Annotated in this window: 18 protein-coding genes, 1 tRNA gene and 1 pseudogene; 14 read left to right on the top strand and 6 right to left on the bottom strand. The window is 49.7% G+C overall.

Annotated elements, in window-relative coordinates; translation table 11 throughout:
- The first annotated feature begins 5 nt into the window (after nucleotides 1-5).
- Together ACLTD4_RS06620 and ACLTD4_RS06615 are read left to right on the top strand one after the other, a co-directional pair.
- The gene (locus ACLTD4_RS06620; protein WP_002600967.1) at nucleotides 6-653 is read left to right on the top strand and encodes an AAA family ATPase; all 648 of its coding nucleotides are present in this window, start codon (nucleotides 6-8) and stop codon (nucleotides 651-653) included.
- Nucleotide 654: 1 nt separating this feature from the next.
- Nucleotides 655-1578, top strand: coding sequence for a DMT family transporter (locus ACLTD4_RS06615; RefSeq protein ID WP_117620953.1), 924 nt, complete (start codon nucleotides 655-657; stop codon nucleotides 1576-1578).
- 29 nt (nucleotides 1579-1607) lie between these two features.
- Here ACLTD4_RS06615 and ACLTD4_RS06610 read toward each other — a convergent pair whose 3' ends face one another.
- Entirely contained in the window at nucleotides 1608-2510 is a 903-nt protein-coding gene (locus ACLTD4_RS06610) for a LysR family transcriptional regulator (protein WP_025530148.1), read from the bottom strand.
- 143 nt (nucleotides 2511-2653) lie between these two features.
- On the opposite strand from ACLTD4_RS06610, the gene ACLTD4_RS06605 reads away from it, so the two are divergent.
- The 5 genes from ACLTD4_RS06605 to ACLTD4_RS06585 all read left to right on the top strand — a co-directional run bounded on the left by ACLTD4_RS06605 (nucleotide 2654) and on the right by ACLTD4_RS06585 (nucleotide 7371).
- Nucleotides 2654-3898, top strand: coding sequence for a cation:proton antiporter (locus ACLTD4_RS06605; RefSeq protein WP_055656392.1), 1245 nt, complete (start codon nucleotides 2654-2656; stop codon nucleotides 3896-3898).
- A 195-nt stretch (nucleotides 3899-4093) separates the two neighbouring features.
- On the top strand, nucleotides 4094-5941 hold the full coding sequence (locus ACLTD4_RS06600) for a GGDEF domain-containing phosphodiesterase (RefSeq protein ID WP_055656390.1): 1848 nt from the start codon (nucleotides 4094-4096) through the stop codon (nucleotides 5939-5941).
- A 464-nt stretch (nucleotides 5942-6405) separates the two neighbouring features.
- The gene (locus ACLTD4_RS06595) at nucleotides 6406-6690 is read left to right on the top strand and encodes a hypothetical protein (RefSeq protein ID WP_243008243.1); all 285 of its coding nucleotides are present in this window, start codon (nucleotides 6406-6408) and stop codon (nucleotides 6688-6690) included.
- On the top strand, nucleotides 6671-7045 hold the full coding sequence (locus ACLTD4_RS06590; RefSeq protein ID WP_243008244.1) for a hypothetical protein: 375 nt from the start codon (nucleotides 6671-6673) through the stop codon (nucleotides 7043-7045). Before ACLTD4_RS06595 ends, ACLTD4_RS06590 begins: the two co-directional genes overlap by 20 nt.
- The gene (locus ACLTD4_RS06585) at nucleotides 7042-7371 is read left to right on the top strand and encodes a TIGR04076 family protein (protein ID WP_055656388.1); all 330 of its coding nucleotides are present in this window, start codon (nucleotides 7042-7044) and stop codon (nucleotides 7369-7371) included. Before ACLTD4_RS06590 ends, ACLTD4_RS06585 begins: the two co-directional genes overlap by 4 nt.
- 18 nt (nucleotides 7372-7389) lie before the next feature.
- On the opposite strand, the gene ACLTD4_RS06580 is transcribed toward ACLTD4_RS06585, so the two are convergent.
- Genes ACLTD4_RS06580 through ACLTD4_RS06570 form a run of 3 tightly spaced genes read right to left on the bottom strand, consistent with a single transcriptional unit; the run spans nucleotide 7390 to nucleotide 9301 of the window.
- On the bottom strand, nucleotides 7390-8142 hold the full coding sequence (locus ACLTD4_RS06580; protein ID WP_117620951.1) for an EFR1 family ferrodoxin: 753 nt from the start codon (nucleotides 8140-8142) through the stop codon (nucleotides 7390-7392).
- A 23-nt stretch (nucleotides 8143-8165) separates the two neighbouring features.
- Entirely contained in the window at nucleotides 8166-8516 is a 351-nt protein-coding gene (locus ACLTD4_RS06575) for an ArsR/SmtB family transcription factor (protein ID WP_055656384.1), read from the bottom strand.
- Nucleotides 8517-8527: 11 nt separating this feature from the next.
- On the bottom strand, nucleotides 8528-9301 hold the full coding sequence (locus tag ACLTD4_RS06570; RefSeq protein ID WP_117620950.1) for a nitroreductase family protein: 774 nt from the start codon (nucleotides 9299-9301) through the stop codon (nucleotides 8528-8530).
- A gap of 412 nt (nucleotides 9302-9713) precedes the next feature.
- On the opposite strand from ACLTD4_RS06570, the gene ACLTD4_RS06565 reads away from it, so the two are divergent.
- Together ACLTD4_RS06565 and trxB are read left to right on the top strand one after the other, a co-directional pair.
- Nucleotides 9714-10040: a thioredoxin family protein gene (locus ACLTD4_RS06565; protein WP_025530155.1), complete on the top strand. Its 327-nt coding sequence runs from the start codon at nucleotides 9714-9716 to the stop codon at nucleotides 10038-10040.
- 37 nt (nucleotides 10041-10077) lie between these two features.
- Nucleotides 10078-10995: a thioredoxin-disulfide reductase gene (gene trxB / locus ACLTD4_RS06560; protein ID WP_029465572.1), complete on the top strand. Its 918-nt coding sequence runs from the start codon at nucleotides 10078-10080 to the stop codon at nucleotides 10993-10995.
- 54 nt (nucleotides 10996-11049) lie between these two features.
- Here the strand turns inward: trxB and ACLTD4_RS06555 are convergent.
- A tRNA-Ser gene (locus ACLTD4_RS06555) sits at nucleotides 11050-11137 on the bottom strand.
- A 258-nt stretch (nucleotides 11138-11395) separates the two neighbouring features.
- Between ACLTD4_RS06555 and ACLTD4_RS06550 the strand changes: the two genes are divergently transcribed.
- The gene (locus tag ACLTD4_RS06550) at nucleotides 11396-11617 is read left to right on the top strand and encodes an HPr family phosphocarrier protein (protein WP_117620949.1); all 222 of its coding nucleotides are present in this window, start codon (nucleotides 11396-11398) and stop codon (nucleotides 11615-11617) included.
- Nucleotides 11618-11729: 112 nt separating this feature from the next.
- On the opposite strand, the gene ACLTD4_RS06545 is transcribed toward ACLTD4_RS06550, so the two are convergent.
- Nucleotides 11730-12749: a lysozyme gene (locus tag ACLTD4_RS06545; protein WP_243008245.1), complete on the bottom strand. Its 1020-nt coding sequence runs from the start codon at nucleotides 12747-12749 to the stop codon at nucleotides 11730-11732.
- Between the two features lie 192 nt (nucleotides 12750-12941).
- On the opposite strand from ACLTD4_RS06545, the gene ACLTD4_RS06540 reads away from it, so the two are divergent.
- The 4 genes and pseudogenes from ACLTD4_RS06540 to ACLTD4_RS06525 form a co-directional block, all read left to right on the top strand.
- Nucleotides 12942-14513, top strand: a complete 1572-nt coding sequence (locus ACLTD4_RS06540; RefSeq protein ID WP_117620948.1) for a ClC family H(+)/Cl(-) exchange transporter — start codon at nucleotides 12942-12944, stop codon at nucleotides 14511-14513.
- Nucleotides 14514-14610: 97 nt separating this feature from the next.
- Nucleotides 14611-15477, top strand: a complete 867-nt coding sequence (locus ACLTD4_RS06535) for a MurR/RpiR family transcriptional regulator (protein ID WP_117620947.1) — start codon at nucleotides 14611-14613, stop codon at nucleotides 15475-15477.
- Between the two features lie 174 nt (nucleotides 15478-15651).
- Complete coding sequence (locus ACLTD4_RS06530; protein WP_029465576.1) at nucleotides 15652-16428, top strand: ABC transporter ATP-binding protein; 777 nt, start codon at nucleotides 15652-15654, stop codon at nucleotides 16426-16428.
- A 4-nt stretch (nucleotides 16429-16432) separates the two neighbouring features.
- Nucleotides 16433-16655: pseudogene (locus ACLTD4_RS06525) on the top strand (iron ABC transporter permease); the annotation flags it as partial.

Below are 16655 nucleotides of genomic sequence, written 5' to 3'. Positions count from 1 at the left end.
GTATCATGAAGGAAAAACAGAATCTGGTCATTACCATTGGCCGGCAGTACGGCAGCGGCGGCCGGATCGTAGGGAAAGCGCTGGCGGAAGAGCTGGGAATACATTTTTACGATGAGGAAATTCTGACCATGACATCGGAGCAGAGTGCAGTCGGAGAGGTTTTTTTCCGTCTGGCCGATGAAAAGGCGGGCAATAACCTGCTTTACAAGATTGTAAGCGGGATGAAGCCGCAGCTGGGGAAGCCGTCTACAGACGGCGATATCGTGAAACCCGAGAATCTGTTCCGTTTCCAGTCTGAGGTTATCCGGGAACTGGCAGACCAGGAGTCCTGCATCATTGCCGGACGCTGTGCTGATTACATTTTAAGCCGCGAGGATGTGGACGTGCCGGGTCTCGTAAAAATCTTCGTTTATGCCGATGTCCCGGCCCTGATCAAGCGTACCATGGAAGTGGATAAGGTGGATGAAAAAGAGGCTGCAAGACGTGTGAAGAAGATTAACAGAGAACGTAAGGAGTATTACCGTTACTATACAGGCGGCCGCTGGGAGGACTGGACCAATTACGATCTGATCATCAATACCAGCAAATTCGATTTGGAGCAGACCGCGAAGCTTATTAAGGATTACATCAAGTTAAAAGGAATTGAACTGTAAGATGAACCGGAAAAGTGCGTTTCTAACGACTACGATGGGCGTCTGCCTCACAGCGATGGTTTGCTGCGCGCTGTGGGGCAGCGCTTTTCCATGTATAAAGATAGGATATCAACTATTTCAGATTGACGGCAATGACATCTCCGGCCAGCTTTTGTTTGCCGGCTGCCGTTTTACCCTTGCAGGCCTGCTGACGATTCTCCTCGGAAGCCTGATGAACCGCCGTCCTCTAATTCCCCGGAAGACCTCCTGGATCCGGATCGCAAAGCTGTCCCTGTTTCAGACCGTCATCCAGTATCTCTTTTTCTACGTCGGCCTGGCCCACACGACAGGGGTGAAGGCCTCTATTATTGAGGCCTCCAACGTATTTGTAGCCATTCTCATAGCCAGCCTTATTTTCCGCCAGGAAAAGCTGGACAAACACAAGATCATTGGCTGCATCGCCGGCTTTGCCGGTGTCGTTTTAATCAACATCAACCAGAGCGGACTGGACATGAGCCTGTCCCTGACCGGAGAAGGCTTCATCCTGCTTTCGACCATCGCCTATGCGGTCTCCTCCGTCCTGATAAAAATCTATTCCCGGGAGGACAATCCGGTTATGCTCAGCGGCTGGCAGTTCCTGCTCGGTGGAATTATCATGATTCTCTGTGGATATCTCACCGGCGGAAGCGTGAGTGTGTGGACAGCGCCTTCCATTTCCATGCTTTTCTACCTGGCAGCCGTCTCGGCAGTAGCGTATTCCCTCTGGGGAATTCTGCTGAAACTGAATCCCGTCTCCAAAGTCGCCGTCTTCGGCTTCATGAACCCGGTCTTCGGAGTAATCCTCTCAGCCCTGTTTCTGGGCGAAGGACAACAGGCCTTTGGGCTGACCGCTATAGGAGCACTGGTTCTGGTCTGCATCGGAATCTATATTGTAAACAAGCAGTAGCAGCCAGATCCCGCCGGAAAAACACACTCTCAAGTATATTTACTTCTGGAGTACTCATAGTAGATCTTGGTAATCTCCTGCAATAGATCCGTATGCTCAAAATCCTTATGGTAAACCATATTGATCTCCCGCGTCATGCTCAGGTTCTCGATGGGAAGTCCGGTCATCTTTCCCTTCCGCAGTTCCGAGGCAAATGCGCTCTTTGCCAAAATCGATACTCCGAAGTCTCTTCGCACCAAATCCTTGATCGTGGCCACGTTATCCACCTCAAGAGTCACATTTAACTCATCGATAGAGACGTTATTGCTCTCCAGGTGGGAGATAAATAAGTTTCTGGTGGCAGAATCCGGCAGGCGGAGAATCAGGCGCTGTTTTTTCAGCTCTTCCAGTGTCACAATGCTTTTCTTTGAGAGCGGATTGTGGTTGGATACCGCCAGGATCAGGGAATCCGTGTCCAGCATGACGGAATTAAAGTTGTTATCCACGATCTTTCCCTCGACAATTGCCAGGTCCAGTTCGTAGGTTTTCAACTTATTATAAAGATTATTTATGGTGTCAGAAATAATCGTTATGCGGCAGCCTGCGTTCAGGCTGCTGTAACGTGCCAGAACCTCCACCATGATATTGCTCTCCGAGGTGTGGGTGATTCCCACGGACAGCCTGGTGATGTGACGCTTCTGATCGCCCAGACTCTGCTCCAGATTCTGGTAGAGCGTTTGAATTCTTTTGGCGTACTTTATCGCAATTTCCCCTTCCTGCGTCAGTTTCAGGGGACCCTCCCCCCGAATGAAGAGCGTTGCGCCCAGATCCTGTTCCAACTGCCGGATATGCTGGCTGACTGCCGGCTGCGTCAGGGAAAGCAGCTCGGCCGCCTTTGTAAAACTGCGTGTCTCATTGACCTTAATCAGGGTTTCCAGTTTGGAATCCATCATGAACATCACACCCCTATCATAAAAATTTATAAATACAATAGATACCATAATTTGCTATTATACATATGACTGCTATAATTGTACCATAGAAAGGAAAAAAATCATATAGTATCAACAATAATGGGGAAAAAGGGGATGTTTTTATGGAACTTTTATACAGTCAAATGGATGAATCTACAGCAGTGCTCTGTTCGCTGTCTATCATACTGTTCGCGGGGTTTATTGTCACCAGGATTACGAAACGGCTGAAGCTGCCGAACGTCAGCGGCTATATCATAGCCGGAGTTTTGATCGGTCCGTGCTGCTTAAAGATGGTGCCGTCGGATATTCTGGGACATATGGGATTTATGAGTGATATTGCGTTGGCGTTTATCGCCTTCGGCGTTGGGAAATTTTTTAAGAAGGAAGTTATTAAGGAAGCAGGGATCAAGGTGATTATCATCACGATCTTCGAGGCGCTGGCGGCCGGTGTTCTCGTGACGATCAGCATGAGAATGATATTCGGAATGTCATGGAACTTCGCGCTGATTCTGGGGGCTATTGCCACGGCTACCGCTCCGGCCAGTACGATGATGACCATTCATCAGTACCATGCGAGAGGCGATTTTGTCAATGTTCTTCTGCAGGTGGTGGCTCTGGATGATGTGGTATGCCTTCTGACCTTCAGTGCCGTTGTGGCGGTGGTCAATGCGAGAACCAGCGGCCATATCTCATTTACGGATGTGATGGTTCCCATCTTCTGGAATCTCATGGCACTGGTTCTCGGATTTTTATGCGGAGTTGTGCTGTCGAAGCTGCTGACACCGGCCAGAAGCAAGGATAACCGCCTGATTCTGGTGGTGGCGATGCTGCTGGGTATCTCGGGCATCTGCGCATTTTTCCAGCTTTCTCCCCTTCTGTCCTGCATGGTATTCGGTGCGACATATATGAACGTGACCAATGATAAGAAGCTGTTTAAGCAGGTGAACCATTTTACGCCGCCGGTCATGTCCATGTTCTTTATCATTTCCGGTATGAACTTAAATGTGACAGCGCTCCGGACGGCAGGAATCATAGGAGTCAGCTATTTCTTTATCCGTATCGTTGGAAAATACGCAGGTGCTTACATCGGATGCTCCATGACAGGAATGCCTGTAACCATGAAACGCTATATAGGCCTGGCGCTGATTCCACAGGCCGGCGTTGCCATCGGTCTTGCGTTCCTTGGACAGAGAATGCTTCCGGCAGAGATCGGAAGTCTGCTCCTGACCATCATCCTGTCCTCCTCCGTGCTCTATGAGCTGATCGGCCCGGCGTGTGCGAAGATGTCGTTCTTCCTTTCGGGAACGATCAAGCGGGAAGTGATCCAGTCTGTGGAAGATTATCAGCCGGCCCACGCAGTGAAATAAAGAATAGAAAGTGTTGATACAGGAGGCGGTCCAGACGGGCTGCCTCCTGTATTTCTGCGCAGAATCCGGGGAAATCGTTCCGTGGTAAAGTTTGACAACCGCTGTGAATCGCGGTAAACTTAAACTATGAAAATGTCTGAGACGGGCAGCATTTTGGTGATCCGTGAGTCAGACAGAGGTGGAGGAGATGCAGCTGTGAGGGTATTGGAAAACGCGGAACTAAAGTATACGCTGGAAGAGTTACTGAAGAAAAGCGCAGGAGCTGCACATTACAGCCTTTGTGTTGTAAAATACTCAGTCGCAATCAAACGCCGGAGCCAGAATGCCAGGGGATGGATCTTAAATCTGCTGGAGCGGGAACCGTGTCTGGCGGACGGGGCAGCAGGCAGTATTGGGGAAGGAAGAATAGTCTTTCTGGCTTCCTGTGAGCAGAGAACCCTGGAAGCCCTGTTCGACCGTCTTCTGACCGCTGCGCGGAGAGAAAGGATCTTCAACTCCATGACCATAGGCGCGTTTCGGGAGACGGATGAGGGAAGCGGCCTCGATGAGATGTACAAGAAAGCGCTCAGAGCGCAGCTTTATGCGGAAAACACAGGAGGATGGCAGGGGCGTTTCTACTCTGAGGAATACGAGAGAAACTTTATGGAACACGTGAAGGAATTCTGGGAGTACCAGGAGGAGAAGGCCGACGCCGAGTTTATCTTAAAAATACAGGAAGACAGCAACCTGAGTTACATGATTCAGGAGATGAAGCAGTACGACAAGGTCACGAAGCTGCCGGATTACGATACATTTTTGAAGAAATCAATGGAAATCATAGAAAAGGACAGGGAGCACCGCCATTTTGGCGTGCTGTACGCCGATATTCTGGGATTTAAGGCGCTCAACAGCATTTACGGGGAGCAGGAAGGCAACCGGATGCTCCTGGCATTTGCGGATCATCTGAGAAAGAGTGATTTTTATCTCTGTGGGAGCCGCGTGTACGCCGACAATTTTGTGGCGCTGTTTACCATACCCGAGGGCGTCAGCGCCGAGGATATGGCGGAAAAGTTCCACCGGGAAACCGAGGCGTTTCTTGCAGGAGAGTGGGAGGCGCATCCCAAGTGTTTTCCGGGCTTCGTCTGCGGAATCTGCGAGATCCCTAACAGAGCGAAGAGCATCCATCCCTATATCAGCAGGGCGGAGCAGGTGAGAAAGTCTTTAAAACCGACGTTTGTATCGCGATGCGCTATATTTACGGAGGAGATGGAGAAAAATCATGTGAGGCGCCGGAGGCTGTCGGAGGAAATCATGCAGGCCTTTTCAGATGATGGATTTTATTTTGTTCTGCAGCCGCTTTTTGATATCAGGACGGGGGAGATTACGGGAGCGGAGGCGCTGGCCAGAATGCGGAGCACGGGGGAAGAGATCATGCCAGGGGAATTTATCCCGCTTATGGAAACGGTGGGCGATATCACCAGGCTGGATTTTCTGATCTACGACAAGGTGTGCCGCTATATGGCGGAGAGGAAGCGGCGGGGGCTTTCCAGTTTTTCCGTATCCGTGAACATTTCCAGGGAAGAGTTTAAGAACGCGGGCTTCGTCGATGATTTTCACCGGCTGGTCACGGGATATGGTGTCGATCCCAAGGATCTGGGGCTCGAGATCACAGAGAGTATCTTTGTGGAGAATCTCATGGAGATCAGCGATGCGGTCAACCGGTTCCGTGAGTACGGATACCCGATCCTGCTGGATGATTTCGGATCAGGATTTTCCAGTCTCAATGTGTTAAAGGATATCTCCTTCGATATCATCAAGCTGGACCGCAGCTTTCTGGGGAGAAGTGAGATTACATACGCCAATAAAAGCATCATCAACAGCATCGTAAATCTGTCCAGGGATTTAAACGTGGAGGTGCTGTGCGAGGGCGTGGAAAATGAGGCTCAGGCCCGGTTCTTAAAGGGAATCGGCTGTAAGATGGCCCAGGGATTTTTCTATGCGAAGCCTATGGCGGTAGAAGATTTTGAAATGCTGTATGATAAAATAGGAAGTAAGGGAAAATGAGAGAAAATAGAAAGTAAGATAAAGCAGGAATAAGAAAAATCGGGAAAGTACGATTGCTTCCTGTCGGATTACAACCGGCAGGAAGCATTTTATATATTTATAAATATATTGATCAAATCATTTATTAAGAAAAATACGCAAAGTTTTGATAGAAATCATGCAGGAAGGTATGGCCTGCTTTTGGCGGACGAGGCGTACAGGAGAAGAGGAGAGTGAGTGAATGAAGGTAGGTACGAGGGCGGCCGGACGACGCTTTGCTTCCGGCACGCGGCTGCCGCATTACCTCCAACGGAGAAAAGATGAGGGGGCGGAATCCAAAAGAGGATTACGATCTGGCGGGCTCGTTTGAAGCGTTTGATATGATCGGGATGTAGTAAAATGGACGGTTATCTGATATGATATAGATTATTATAGAAGAAATGGAACCGCAGATGAAGGAAAATCAGAATAGGGAGGGCGGATTTATGATGGATTACAGCTCCGGAAACAAACGCGCGTGGGAATATAACGCTTATGAGTTTTGGCTTAAGGAAGAGGGGCCTCCTTCTAAGAAGGCAGAGAAAATCATAGAGAATCCGGCCGCCATGCTGAAAAAGTATTCTGCGTATTTTGATACGTATGAAGGCAGAAAGATTGCCAATATCTGCGGTTCCTGCGGAAAGAAGGCGGTTCCTCTGGCTGTGCTGGGAGCGGAAGTGACCGTATTCGATATCTCACAGGATAACAGGCGTGCTGCATTATTTCCATGATATCGACGCATTTATGCAGGTTATGTACGCGCTGCTGAAGCTGGGCGGAACGATGATATGCAGCGATTTCCACCCATTTACCAAGATTGCGGATATCCTGAATCTGGAACAGCCATCCATGAGCTACTTCTCAACTGCTGTTTTTGAGGGAGAGATGGCTCACGCACGTTTTTACGAAGACAGTGTCAGACGGCAGATGCCGCGGTGCAGTTACAGGAAATATACCATCAGCGAGATTATCAACGCCGTCATAAACAACAAGTTCATCCTGAAAAGATTTGATGAGCATCCGGCCTGGGACAATCCTGATGTGCCCGGAGAATTTACGATTACAGCAGACAGAGGTGTAAGATGAAAAGAGTAAAAATAACGGTTCTTCGAAAAGAATTTTATCCGGATTTTGCCGATGAATACTTAACGGAAGGCAGGGAGGCGGGGCCCTGTGGCCTGCTGAACGTGGGAGACAGCTTTGTCTTTGAGGGAGGCGCGCAGATGCCCGAGGGATTCTGTCCCTGGGCGTGGATTGACATTTACCACAGTGTCACAAGCGTAGCAGCAGGCGGGACGTATAAGCCGTGGAACCGGAAAGACGGACAGACCATCGTCTGCTGCACGGATGGAATACGCCCCGTAGTGTTTCGCGTGGAGACCTTTGGTGAGAATGATGAGACAATAGGGTAAGAGGAAGGGGAGTGCCGCCTACATCGTCTTTGGACAAACGTACCGCGGCATTCCTTTACTGTGTTTGCCATATTCTATGGCCTCGGCCGGACAGCGGCAGATACAGGCCATACAGTGCGTACAGTTCTTTCCCCATACCGGCTTTCCTGCTTCGAGCCGGATATTGTTCAGTGGACAGACTTTGACGCATTTTCCGCAGGATATGCATGTATCAGCAGCGGAAAACTTCTTTGCATGAACAAACGCCGGATAAAAAATATCATTTATAATCCCGCTGCTTATCTTATCCTGAGCGGTTAAGGCAGGCTGTGGAATGGGCTCGCCTCTCTTCATCGTAAGGGCGGTTTTGTCAATCATAGCTTCAGACTGCTGGATGAGATCCAGTGCCTCCTCCTGCGTCGGTGTGGAAAACATTGCAATGTAGTTTTCCGGCATCTTGATCTGGGCACATCCCAGATAGTGAAGCTTCCGCGCAGCACAAAGCTTTTCTAAGTATCTGCCTGCATTCCCGATACTGCCGCCGCAGGTCATCACAAAATAAATGTCCCTGTTCCCGGTCAGCGCCGCGTTTTCCAGCCATTCCTGTACGATGCGCGGAATCCGCCATGCATAGGTAGGGACGACGACGACCCACGGGCTGTCTGAGTGTATTTCTGAATAATCGTGGTTCCGGATTCTTTCAAACAAATTGAGGACCTCGTCCCGGAGCTCTCTGCCAATTCTCTTTGCAGCGTATTCGCTGTTTCCTGTCCCTGAAAAATATAAGATCATAGTAATCACCTTTCGCTTTGTTTTTATGGCTGCGAACTGATATGACGTATGCTCGCATAAATGAGGTTGATCAAATCAGCAATCTCTTTCCACTGCGTTCCGTCTACACTTAAATAGTAGTAGTTCTTCGTGCCCTCTTTCCGCATTGCAACAATCCCGGATTCCTTTAATATTTGCAGATGGTGGGAAACGGAGGGTCTTGTAAGATGTGCTTTCTGTGCAATTTCACCGACCCGGATTCCGGACAGATCGCTTTCCAACAGCACCAGCAGGATCAATTGTCTTGTTTCATCACCAATGGCGGTAAATGCGTTTCTGCATTTCTGAAAGCCATGAACGATTTCTAACAGGTTCTCATCACATTCTTTTGCCATTACCGGCCTCCTTATCGATAGCTGACGTCTAATTTTTCACGCGGTGCAGAGCGGAGAAATTTAACGGCCGGGTAACCCATTACCAGGGTCATGGCGGCTCGTTTTCCTTTTGGTATATTCAGCGCTCTTTTTATTTTGTGCGAAGCATTCACCGCCGTTGTGAAAAATCCACTGAACAGTACGCCGAGACCGTTAGCCTCCGCGACAAATTCCATATTCTGTGCTGCGAGAATACCGTTTGTTTTATCTTTTGCCAAAATGACAATGACAACAGGCGCGTTGAAAAAGAAGAAGTTGTCATCAATCTTATTATTTCTTGCCATGGGACTGAACAAATCTGCCATTGGCTTTAACTTCTGAAAGAGGCTGACCGCCATTTGCTCAATACGATTTTTTTCGCGATCCAGCACGATAAAGGATACATCCTGCATATTCTTCGCTGTATGCGTAAGTCTGCCCGCTTCCAGAATCTGGCTGATTACTTCACTGGGAATTTCTTTCTGCTTAAATTGCCGGATGGTCCGGCGGAAACGGATAACATTTAATACATCGTCCGGATTCAGTCGGCCCTCTCCCTTTATCTCGATCTGTTCCACAGGATAATTGGTGATGGAAATGGCTTCTTTTGGACAGACCGCACTGCATTGTCCGCACATGAGGCAGTGATCTGATATTGTTTTTGCTTTTTTATGATTGATGGTAAGGTTATGTGCAGCGCATACATTCGCGCATACACCGCAGCCAACACATTTTGCTGTATCAATCGATACCTGATGCTTTTCCATATTGCAGACTCCTTTCGTTAACGTTCATGAACCATTATAACGAACTGAAGTATGCAATACAACATCGGTAAAGAAATTCATTACCAATGACTGTTATGCAGGGGAAGATTCCGGTACAGATACTTCGCCGTATTGCTTTCTCCGCGCACCGGTTATTTTAATGACTGACATGGATGCCGCCTTTCTGCTCTGTTCTATCTGTGAAACAGCTTTGCTGAAAATGGATGAAGGCTCCTTTCAATTTATCAGTGTGTGTTGATTCGATGATCTTATTCGAAAATTGGAAATCATAATAATTGATAATAATTATGAAAAACCCCTTGACAGTTCATACTGTAACTAATATAATTACAGTATGAACTGTATCTGAGAAAATAACAGTAGTTACAGCAGAGGGAAAGGAGCAGCAACGATGGATATCATGACAATTAATAAAGATAATTTTGACAAAGAGGTACTTCAGGCGGAAAAACCGGTGGTTCTGGATTTCTGGGCGCCGTGGTGCGGTTACTGCCGCAGACTGGGACCGGTGGTGGACCGTCTGGCGGCACAGTATGAAGGAAAGCTTCTGGTGGGCAAGGTTGATATCGATGAGAGTCCGGAACTGGAGGAGAAGCACGAGATCGAGACGATCCCGACACTGATCGTATATCAGGGCGGTAAGGCGAGCGAGCCTCTCATCAATCCGGGTTCCATGACAGAGATTGAGGACTGGCTGAAAGAGAACGGCGCGGTTTAAAACGAAACGATAACTGTTCACAAGAGGAGAATACGATATGAACGATAAAATATATGACGTTGTCATCATTGGCGGAGGTCCCGGCGGCTACAGTGCGGCACTTTACTGCGCAAGAAGCGGCATGTCGGTCCTGGTGCTGGAAAAGCTGTCGCCGGGCGGTCAGATGGCGACTACCGGCCAGGTAGATAATTATCCCGGATTTGAAGATGGAATCGACGGCTTCGAGCTGGGAGAAAAGATGAAAAAGGGCGCCGACCGTTTCGGTGCGGAGACTGCGTTTGACGAGGTGATCCGTGTGGATCTTAAGGCCGAGCCGAAGAAGATCACGACTACAGGCGGTGAGCTTCTCACAAAGACGGTGGTGATCGCCACCGGCGCTTCACCGAGAGAACTGGGACTGCCGGAAGAGAAGAAGCTGCGCGGCCGCGGAGTGGCATACTGCGCGGTATGCGACGGAATGCGGTATAAGGACAAGACTGTCGTGGTATCCGGCGGCGGCAACAGTGCGGCGGAGGATGCGTTATTTTTGGCAAAGATCTGTAAGAAAGTATATCTCGTTCACCGGAGGGACGCACTGCGCGCCTCCATGGTATACCAGAATGCGCTGAAGGACAGCCCGGTCGAGTTTTTATGGAACAGCCGTATTGAAGAGATTCTCCACGAGAAGAAGGTGACGGGAGTTCGTCTGGCCGATGTGAAGACGGGGGAAGAGAGGGAGATTGCCTGCGACGGCGTCTTCGTAGCAATTGGCCGAGTGCCTGACACCGCAGTTTTTGAAGGACAGGTGGAGAGAAATGAACAGGGATATATCATCGCGGACGAGACGACCAGGACGAACGTACCGGGTGTATTTGCAGTCGGCGATGTGAGAACAAAACCGCTGCGCCAGATCGTTACAGCCGCTTCGGATGGGGCAGTGGCCTCTAAGTTTATTGAAGAATTTATTCAGAAATAAATAAAAAGAACACCAGAGGCCATCAAAGATGATTTCTGGTGTTCTTTTAGAAAACGGAGACGGTGGGATTCGAACCCACGTGCCGGTTACCCGACAACCGCATTTCGAGTGCGGCTCGTTACAACCACTTCGATACGTCTCCAGAGCATTCAGTTCTTCCGGCCATATGTGCCCGCCGAAACCCGAACTTCTACATTATACACGATAAATCATTTTTTGTGTAGTCCTTTCTCGTAAAAAAATGAAAGAATTTCTCATTTTTTTATGTATGGAAAGTCCAAAACCGGGAAAGATTAGAAAAGAACATAAAATATTACAACATTTCGTAAAAATATTTTATTTTATTCCGTCGAAATAAGGAGTAAAATAAGATCATCAAACAGAGAGGGAGGTGCTCCAAATGAAAAACATGTTTTATACATTTTCAACCGTAGAAGAAATGGTTGCGTTCGTAAACAAAGCGGAATCCTGTGATTTCGATGTTGACATCTGTTACAATCATCTTGTAATCGATGGAAAATCACTGATGGGCGTTATGAACGTGGGCCTTGGAAAACCGGTGGAAATCGTATGCCACAGCACGGCATTTTCCCCGGAATTGTTAATCGGAAAAGCTGCATGAGCGCAGAACACTCAATAAGCAAAAATGACGGGCGGGCAAATGACAAGCCCCGGTTTTATCTCCTGAATCCCTGAGAACAGTCTCCTGGGAAAAGAAGATAAAACCGGGGTTTTTATTTGTCTTTTATTGCGCCGGTGCTGCCGACTTCATATCCGTCGGGAGTCTCCGTGTTCTTCAGCATGATCCCGTCTTCGTCACAGTAATACCAGGTACCCTGCCATGGAATCCATCCGCTCTTCCGGTATCCGGAGTGATCGAAATAGTACCACTCCCCGCCGATGGATTCCCAGCCGTCCGTGGTCCACGTTCCGTCCGGGTGCTCAAACCACCATCCCGTGTCGTCGGAATTCCATTCTCCTACGGCTCTGCCGGGGGAGGAGACTGTGCCGGGACCGTACGTGCTTTTTGTCCCGTTCCCCAGCACGGCTGCCTCGGAAGCGCTGATCTCCCAGGTCTCGGAGGTGATCCATTCACTTCGGTTTAAGGCGCTGTCAACGAAACGGACGCTGAAGCTGTAGCTGCCTTTTCCCGCTATCTTATCGGATAAACGGCAGTAATTGGTGTAGGTGGTTACTATGGCGCCCACAGGCTGACCGTCTTTTAACAGCTGAACCTGATAATAGCGGGCGTTGCTGTCGTCGTTCCAGAGTGCGGTGAAGGCCCCTTTATCCCAGGAAAGTCCGGTTAGAACGACCGCCGCTTCCGGGTCGGAGAGCGCATTTAAACGGACTGTCACATGCAGAACAGACTGGGATTCGAGAAATTCCGCCCGGTCGAATACGGCGCCGGCTCCGGTTAAACGGAACGCCTCTCCCTGCGCGGAAGAAAAATAATACCCGCTTTCCGCGCGGAGGGAAATCATGATTTCCGGCGATACTCCGGCTGTCCAGGACGAATCCGGCTGATTGACAATCTTCGTGTTGACGATCCGGCAGTGTGATGCGTAGTAGGGATCATCGACCGTGACGTATACTTCTCCGCCTGTTTTCCCCGCTGTTATGGAGGAGGAAAAACTGAGGGGAATCTTATCGATCTTTTCCTTCTCTTTGGCAAAGGCCGGAAGAGAGAGAAGGATGGAGAGGAGGCATGCGGCAAGGAGCAGCCCGGTCCATCGATGTGTGTGTTGCTTCATAAATCTCACCACTTTCTTTTTCATATCCATATCATAATACTTTTTTTGAGGGAATATGTGGCCAAATTGTGAACAATTTCCTTGCTATCTGAAGATCACAGCGTTATAATCAAATACTGTCAATAGAAAAATTAACACGTTTTTAACGAAAGGATTGGAATGTTAAAAGAGAGTAAAGAGGGGGAACGTAAGATGCGGTCGGAGAATACGGTTACCAATACGATTAACCGTTACCGGAGTTTTCGTTATGCACTGATACTGGAAGGGGTCGCCGTGGGCGCTATTTCAGGAGTCGTGGTGGTGGCATTCCGTTACCTGCTGGGATATGCGGAAATACTCCTGAATTCCGTTTTGAATTATGGAAGGACCCACACGTGGTTTGTGCCGGTGTGGTTTGTGGTGCTTGCTGTGGCGGCCATAATTGTGGCGATGCTTCTGAAATGGGATTCGCTCATATCGGGCAGCGGTATTCCCCAGGTGGAAGGCGAGATCATGGGCGAGATCGACGAATGCTGGTGGCGGGTCCTGCTGGCTAAGCTGGCAGGCGGCTTAATCGGTCTGGGATGCGGCCTGTCTCTCGGACGCGAAGGCCCCAGCATCCAGCTGGGCGCTATGGCGGCCAAGGGATTTTCCAGGATTACGAAGCGGGTGAAGACGGAGGAAAAGCTTCTCATGACCTGCGGTGCGAGCGCCGGTTTATCTGCCGCGTTCAACGCGCCGATAGCGGGCGTGCTGTTCTCCTTAGAGGAGATACATAAGCATTTTTCACCGGAGATCCTTCTGTCATCCATGGCGGCATCGATTACATCAGACTTTGTTTCCAGAAATGTATTCGGCTTGAAACCGGTCTTTACTTTTCATATTATTCATATGATGCCGTTAGGTACATACGGCCATGTGCTTATTCTGGGAGTCATCATCGGGCTGATGGGCGTGGTCTATAACACCTGCCTGTCCAAATCCCAGGATCTGTATCAGAAGCTTCCGGGACAGACGATGCGGCTGCTGATCCCATTTATGCTGGCCGGGGTGTTCGGATTCCTCTATCCGTCCGTCCTGGGCGGCGGCCATTCCCTGGTGGAGGTGCTCTCCTCCGGAGAAATGGTGATGGGCTCCCTGTGTCTGCTGTTTGTGCTGAAATTCGTATTTTCCATGGTGAGCTTCGGTTCCGGAGCGCCGGGCGGTATCTTCCTGCCCCTTCTCGTCATGGGAGCCGTGATCGGAGGCATCTACTTCAACGCGGTGGGAATGGTGAGCGGTTCTTTAGACGGGCTTTTAGGCAACTTCATCATCCTGGGGATGGCCGGTTACTTCTCCGCCATTGTCCGCGCGCCGATTACGGGAATTATCTTAATCAGTGAGATGACGGGGTCCTTCTCCCATCTGCTCACGCTGTCCATGGTGTCCCTGGCTGCATATCTGGTGCCGGATATCATGCGGTGTGCGCCGGTTTACGACCAGCTGCTTCACCGTCTGCTGGCGAAGCAGAATCCGGATAAGAAGGCGGTTCTGACCGGAGAAAAGGTGCTGGTGGAAGGCATGATCTTCCATGGAAGCGCGGCGGAGGGCATGAAGGTATCGGAGATCGCGTGGCCGAAGACGTGTCTCGTCGTCTCCCTGATGAGGGGCGAGGCGGAATTCGTGCCGAGAGGCGATACGAAGCTGCTTGCCGGCGATAAGATTGTCGTGCTCTGTGACGAGACGGCGGAGGGCCAGCTTCACCGGACGCTACAGGAGTTCTGTGAGACGGTGAAAATGCAGTAATTATAGGAAAATTTTACATAACCTGTCTTGTTGGCCTGTTCGGAACTTCGTATAATTGACGTAAAATTGTAGTATTTCTACATAATGGGAGGCGTCAATGAACCAGAGACTGAAACAGGAGATTACCCGGTCCTATCCGGTGCTGCGCAGATCCGAGAAGAAGACGGCGGATTATCTGCTAAAATGCGGGGAAAATCTGAAGGATTTAACGCTGGAAAAGATCGCTGAAGGGGCAGGAGTCAGCCAGCCCACCGTCATGCGGTTTGTGAAGGCGCTGGGCTACCAGGGATTTAAGGATTTCCGGTATGAACTGGCGGGGAGTGAACAGGAGGAGGGCAGCCGTTTTCTGTACGGTTTTCCATTTTCCGAACGCGACACCATCCGCGATGTCCCGGCAAAAATTATCGGAACCACCATCGGACAGATCGAGAAGACTATAAGAAGCATAACGCCGGATATCCTGGAAGACGTGGTAAAAGCGATTACCGGGGCGAATAAAATCGCCGTCTATTACGTGGAGAATTCCTCCTGTACAGCGCAGGATCTGATCACGAAGCTGATGTACCTGGGAATCCACTGCATCGCTTACGGAGATGTGTATATGCAGAGCGTCAGCGCGGCCAGCCTCTCGGAGGGGGACGTGGCGATCGGCATATCTTACTCGGGATTTTCCAGAAGTACGGTGGACGCCATGGAGATGGCCGGAAAGGCCGGAGCGAAGACGATCGCCATCACCAATTTTGAACATACCTTACTGGAACAGTATTCCGATCTGGTCCTGTGCACCAGCAACCGGCAGTTTCTGTACGGCGACGCCATCTTTTCCAGGGCCTCGCAGCTCATGGTGGTGGATATGATCTATATTGCCATTCTTTTGAGCGACTATGAGCGGTATACCGGAAAGCTGGATGAGAGCAGCAGGGTAATACGGAAGCAGGCCTATGGGCAGCCCACAAAGCTTTAAGTGATGAAAAAATATAAGCTGTAGAATTTCGAACTGTAGAAATTCTACAGCTTTTTTTACGCCCATTTTACAGAGAATTTTCAAGAAGACGGTAGTTGAAAGCAGGAAAAATATGGTTTCATAGAGACGTCGGCAAGGCAGACACGCCATATATGAACCATGAGAGGAGTTTCTATGCTTGAGATTAAGAATCTGAAAAAATCGTATGATGGAAATATTATTTTGCAGGATATCAACCTGAATATTGAGGAGGGCGAGATCGTCTCGATCCTGGGTCCCTCCGGCTGCGGAAAGACTACGCTCCTGAACCTGATTCTGGGTCTGACTGGGGCGGATGAAGGGGAGATCATCTTCAACGGAGAGGTGATCACGGATATGCCCATGGAACAGAGGGGCTTCAATATCGTATTTCAGGATTACGCCCTGTTCCCAAACCTGAACGTGTACCGGAATATCACCTACGGCCTGAAAAATAACCCGAAGATCTCGACGCCGCAGGAGGTGGAGGAACTGATCGATCTGCTGGGGCTGCGGGAGCACCTGCATAAGAAGATCGAGCAGCTTTCCGGAGGGCAGAAGCAGAGAGTGGCGCTGGCGAGAACCATGGTGATGAAACCGAGGATTCTGCTGCTGGATGAGCCTCTCAGCGCACTGGACGGTGTGATCAAGGAATCCATCAAGGATAAGATCCGGCAGATCGCCCGGGATTACCACCTGACTACCATCATCGTCACCCATGACCCCGAGGAGGCGCTGACGCTGTCGGATAAGGTGCTGATCGTCAATCAGGGCAGGATCTCCCAATATGGAAGGCCGGAGGAGATTATCGAGACTCCGGAAAATGATTTCGTGAAGGAATTCATCTTAAACCAGCTGGTGATAAAGCGCAACCACATATTCACGCTGTTTAAACAGACGGCCGCTCCGATAATGGAAGTGAGAGTAGGGTAGCGTTATGAAACAGAAGAAAGAAGTGGAGATCAAGGGGATATTTCTGGCGGTCACTTTGCTGTTCCTTGGTTTTCTGATCGTGCCGCTCTGCCGTCTGTTTTATAAGTCCCTTGAAAAAGGCGGTGCTCTGACCCTCAGCAATTACCTTGAGGTTCTGACCGGAAGGGGATTCGCAGCGGCGTTCGGCAACAGCATTCAGATATCGGTGTGCTGCGCGGTCCTTTCGA

Source organism: Hungatella sp., assembly GCF_046966825.1.
This window is presented reverse-complemented; position numbering and strand designations above follow the sequence as displayed.

Excerpts from the sequence above, each read along its gene's own strand:
- ACLTD4_RS06585 (WP_055656388.1), top strand. The coding sequence starts at position 7,042 with ATGAAAAGAGTAAAAATAACGGTTCTTCGAAAAGAATTTTATCCGGAT.
- ACLTD4_RS06610 (WP_025530148.1), bottom strand. The coding sequence starts at position 2,510 with ATGATGGATTCCAAACTGGAAACCCTGATTAAGGTCAATGAGACACGC.
- ACLTD4_RS06620 (WP_002600967.1), top strand. The coding sequence starts at position 6 with ATGAAGGAAAAACAGAATCTGGTCATTACCATTGGCCGGCAGTACGGC.
- ACLTD4_RS06540 (WP_117620948.1), top strand. The coding sequence starts at position 12,942 with ATGCGGTCGGAGAATACGGTTACCAATACGATTAACCGTTACCGGAGT.
- ACLTD4_RS06615 (WP_117620953.1), top strand. The coding sequence starts at position 655 with ATGAACCGGAAAAGTGCGTTTCTAACGACTACGATGGGCGTCTGCCTC.
- ACLTD4_RS06530 (WP_029465576.1), top strand. The coding sequence starts at position 15,652 with ATGCTTGAGATTAAGAATCTGAAAAAATCGTATGATGGAAATATTATT.
- ACLTD4_RS06605 (WP_055656392.1), top strand. The coding sequence starts at position 2,654 with ATGGAACTTTTATACAGTCAAATGGATGAATCTACAGCAGTGCTCTGT.
- ACLTD4_RS06535 (WP_117620947.1), top strand. The coding sequence starts at position 14,611 with ATGAACCAGAGACTGAAACAGGAGATTACCCGGTCCTATCCGGTGCTG.
- ACLTD4_RS06550 (WP_117620949.1), top strand. The coding sequence starts at position 11,396 with ATGAAAAACATGTTTTATACATTTTCAACCGTAGAAGAAATGGTTGCG.
- ACLTD4_RS06570 (WP_117620950.1), bottom strand. The coding sequence starts at position 9,301 with ATGGAAAAGCATCAGGTATCGATTGATACAGCAAAATGTGTTGGCTGC.
- ACLTD4_RS06595 (WP_243008243.1), top strand. The coding sequence starts at position 6,406 with ATGATGGATTACAGCTCCGGAAACAAACGCGCGTGGGAATATAACGCT.
- trxB (WP_029465572.1), top strand. The coding sequence starts at position 10,078 with ATGAACGATAAAATATATGACGTTGTCATCATTGGCGGAGGTCCCGGC.
- ACLTD4_RS06545 (WP_243008245.1), bottom strand. The coding sequence starts at position 12,749 with ATGAAGCAACACACACATCGATGGACCGGGCTGCTCCTTGCCGCATGC.
- ACLTD4_RS06580 (WP_117620951.1), bottom strand. The coding sequence starts at position 8,142 with ATGATCTTATATTTTTCAGGGACAGGAAACAGCGAATACGCTGCAAAG.
- ACLTD4_RS06565 (WP_025530155.1), top strand. The coding sequence starts at position 9,714 with ATGGATATCATGACAATTAATAAAGATAATTTTGACAAAGAGGTACTT.
- ACLTD4_RS06575 (WP_055656384.1), bottom strand. The coding sequence starts at position 8,516 with ATGGCAAAAGAATGTGATGAGAACCTGTTAGAAATCGTTCATGGCTTT.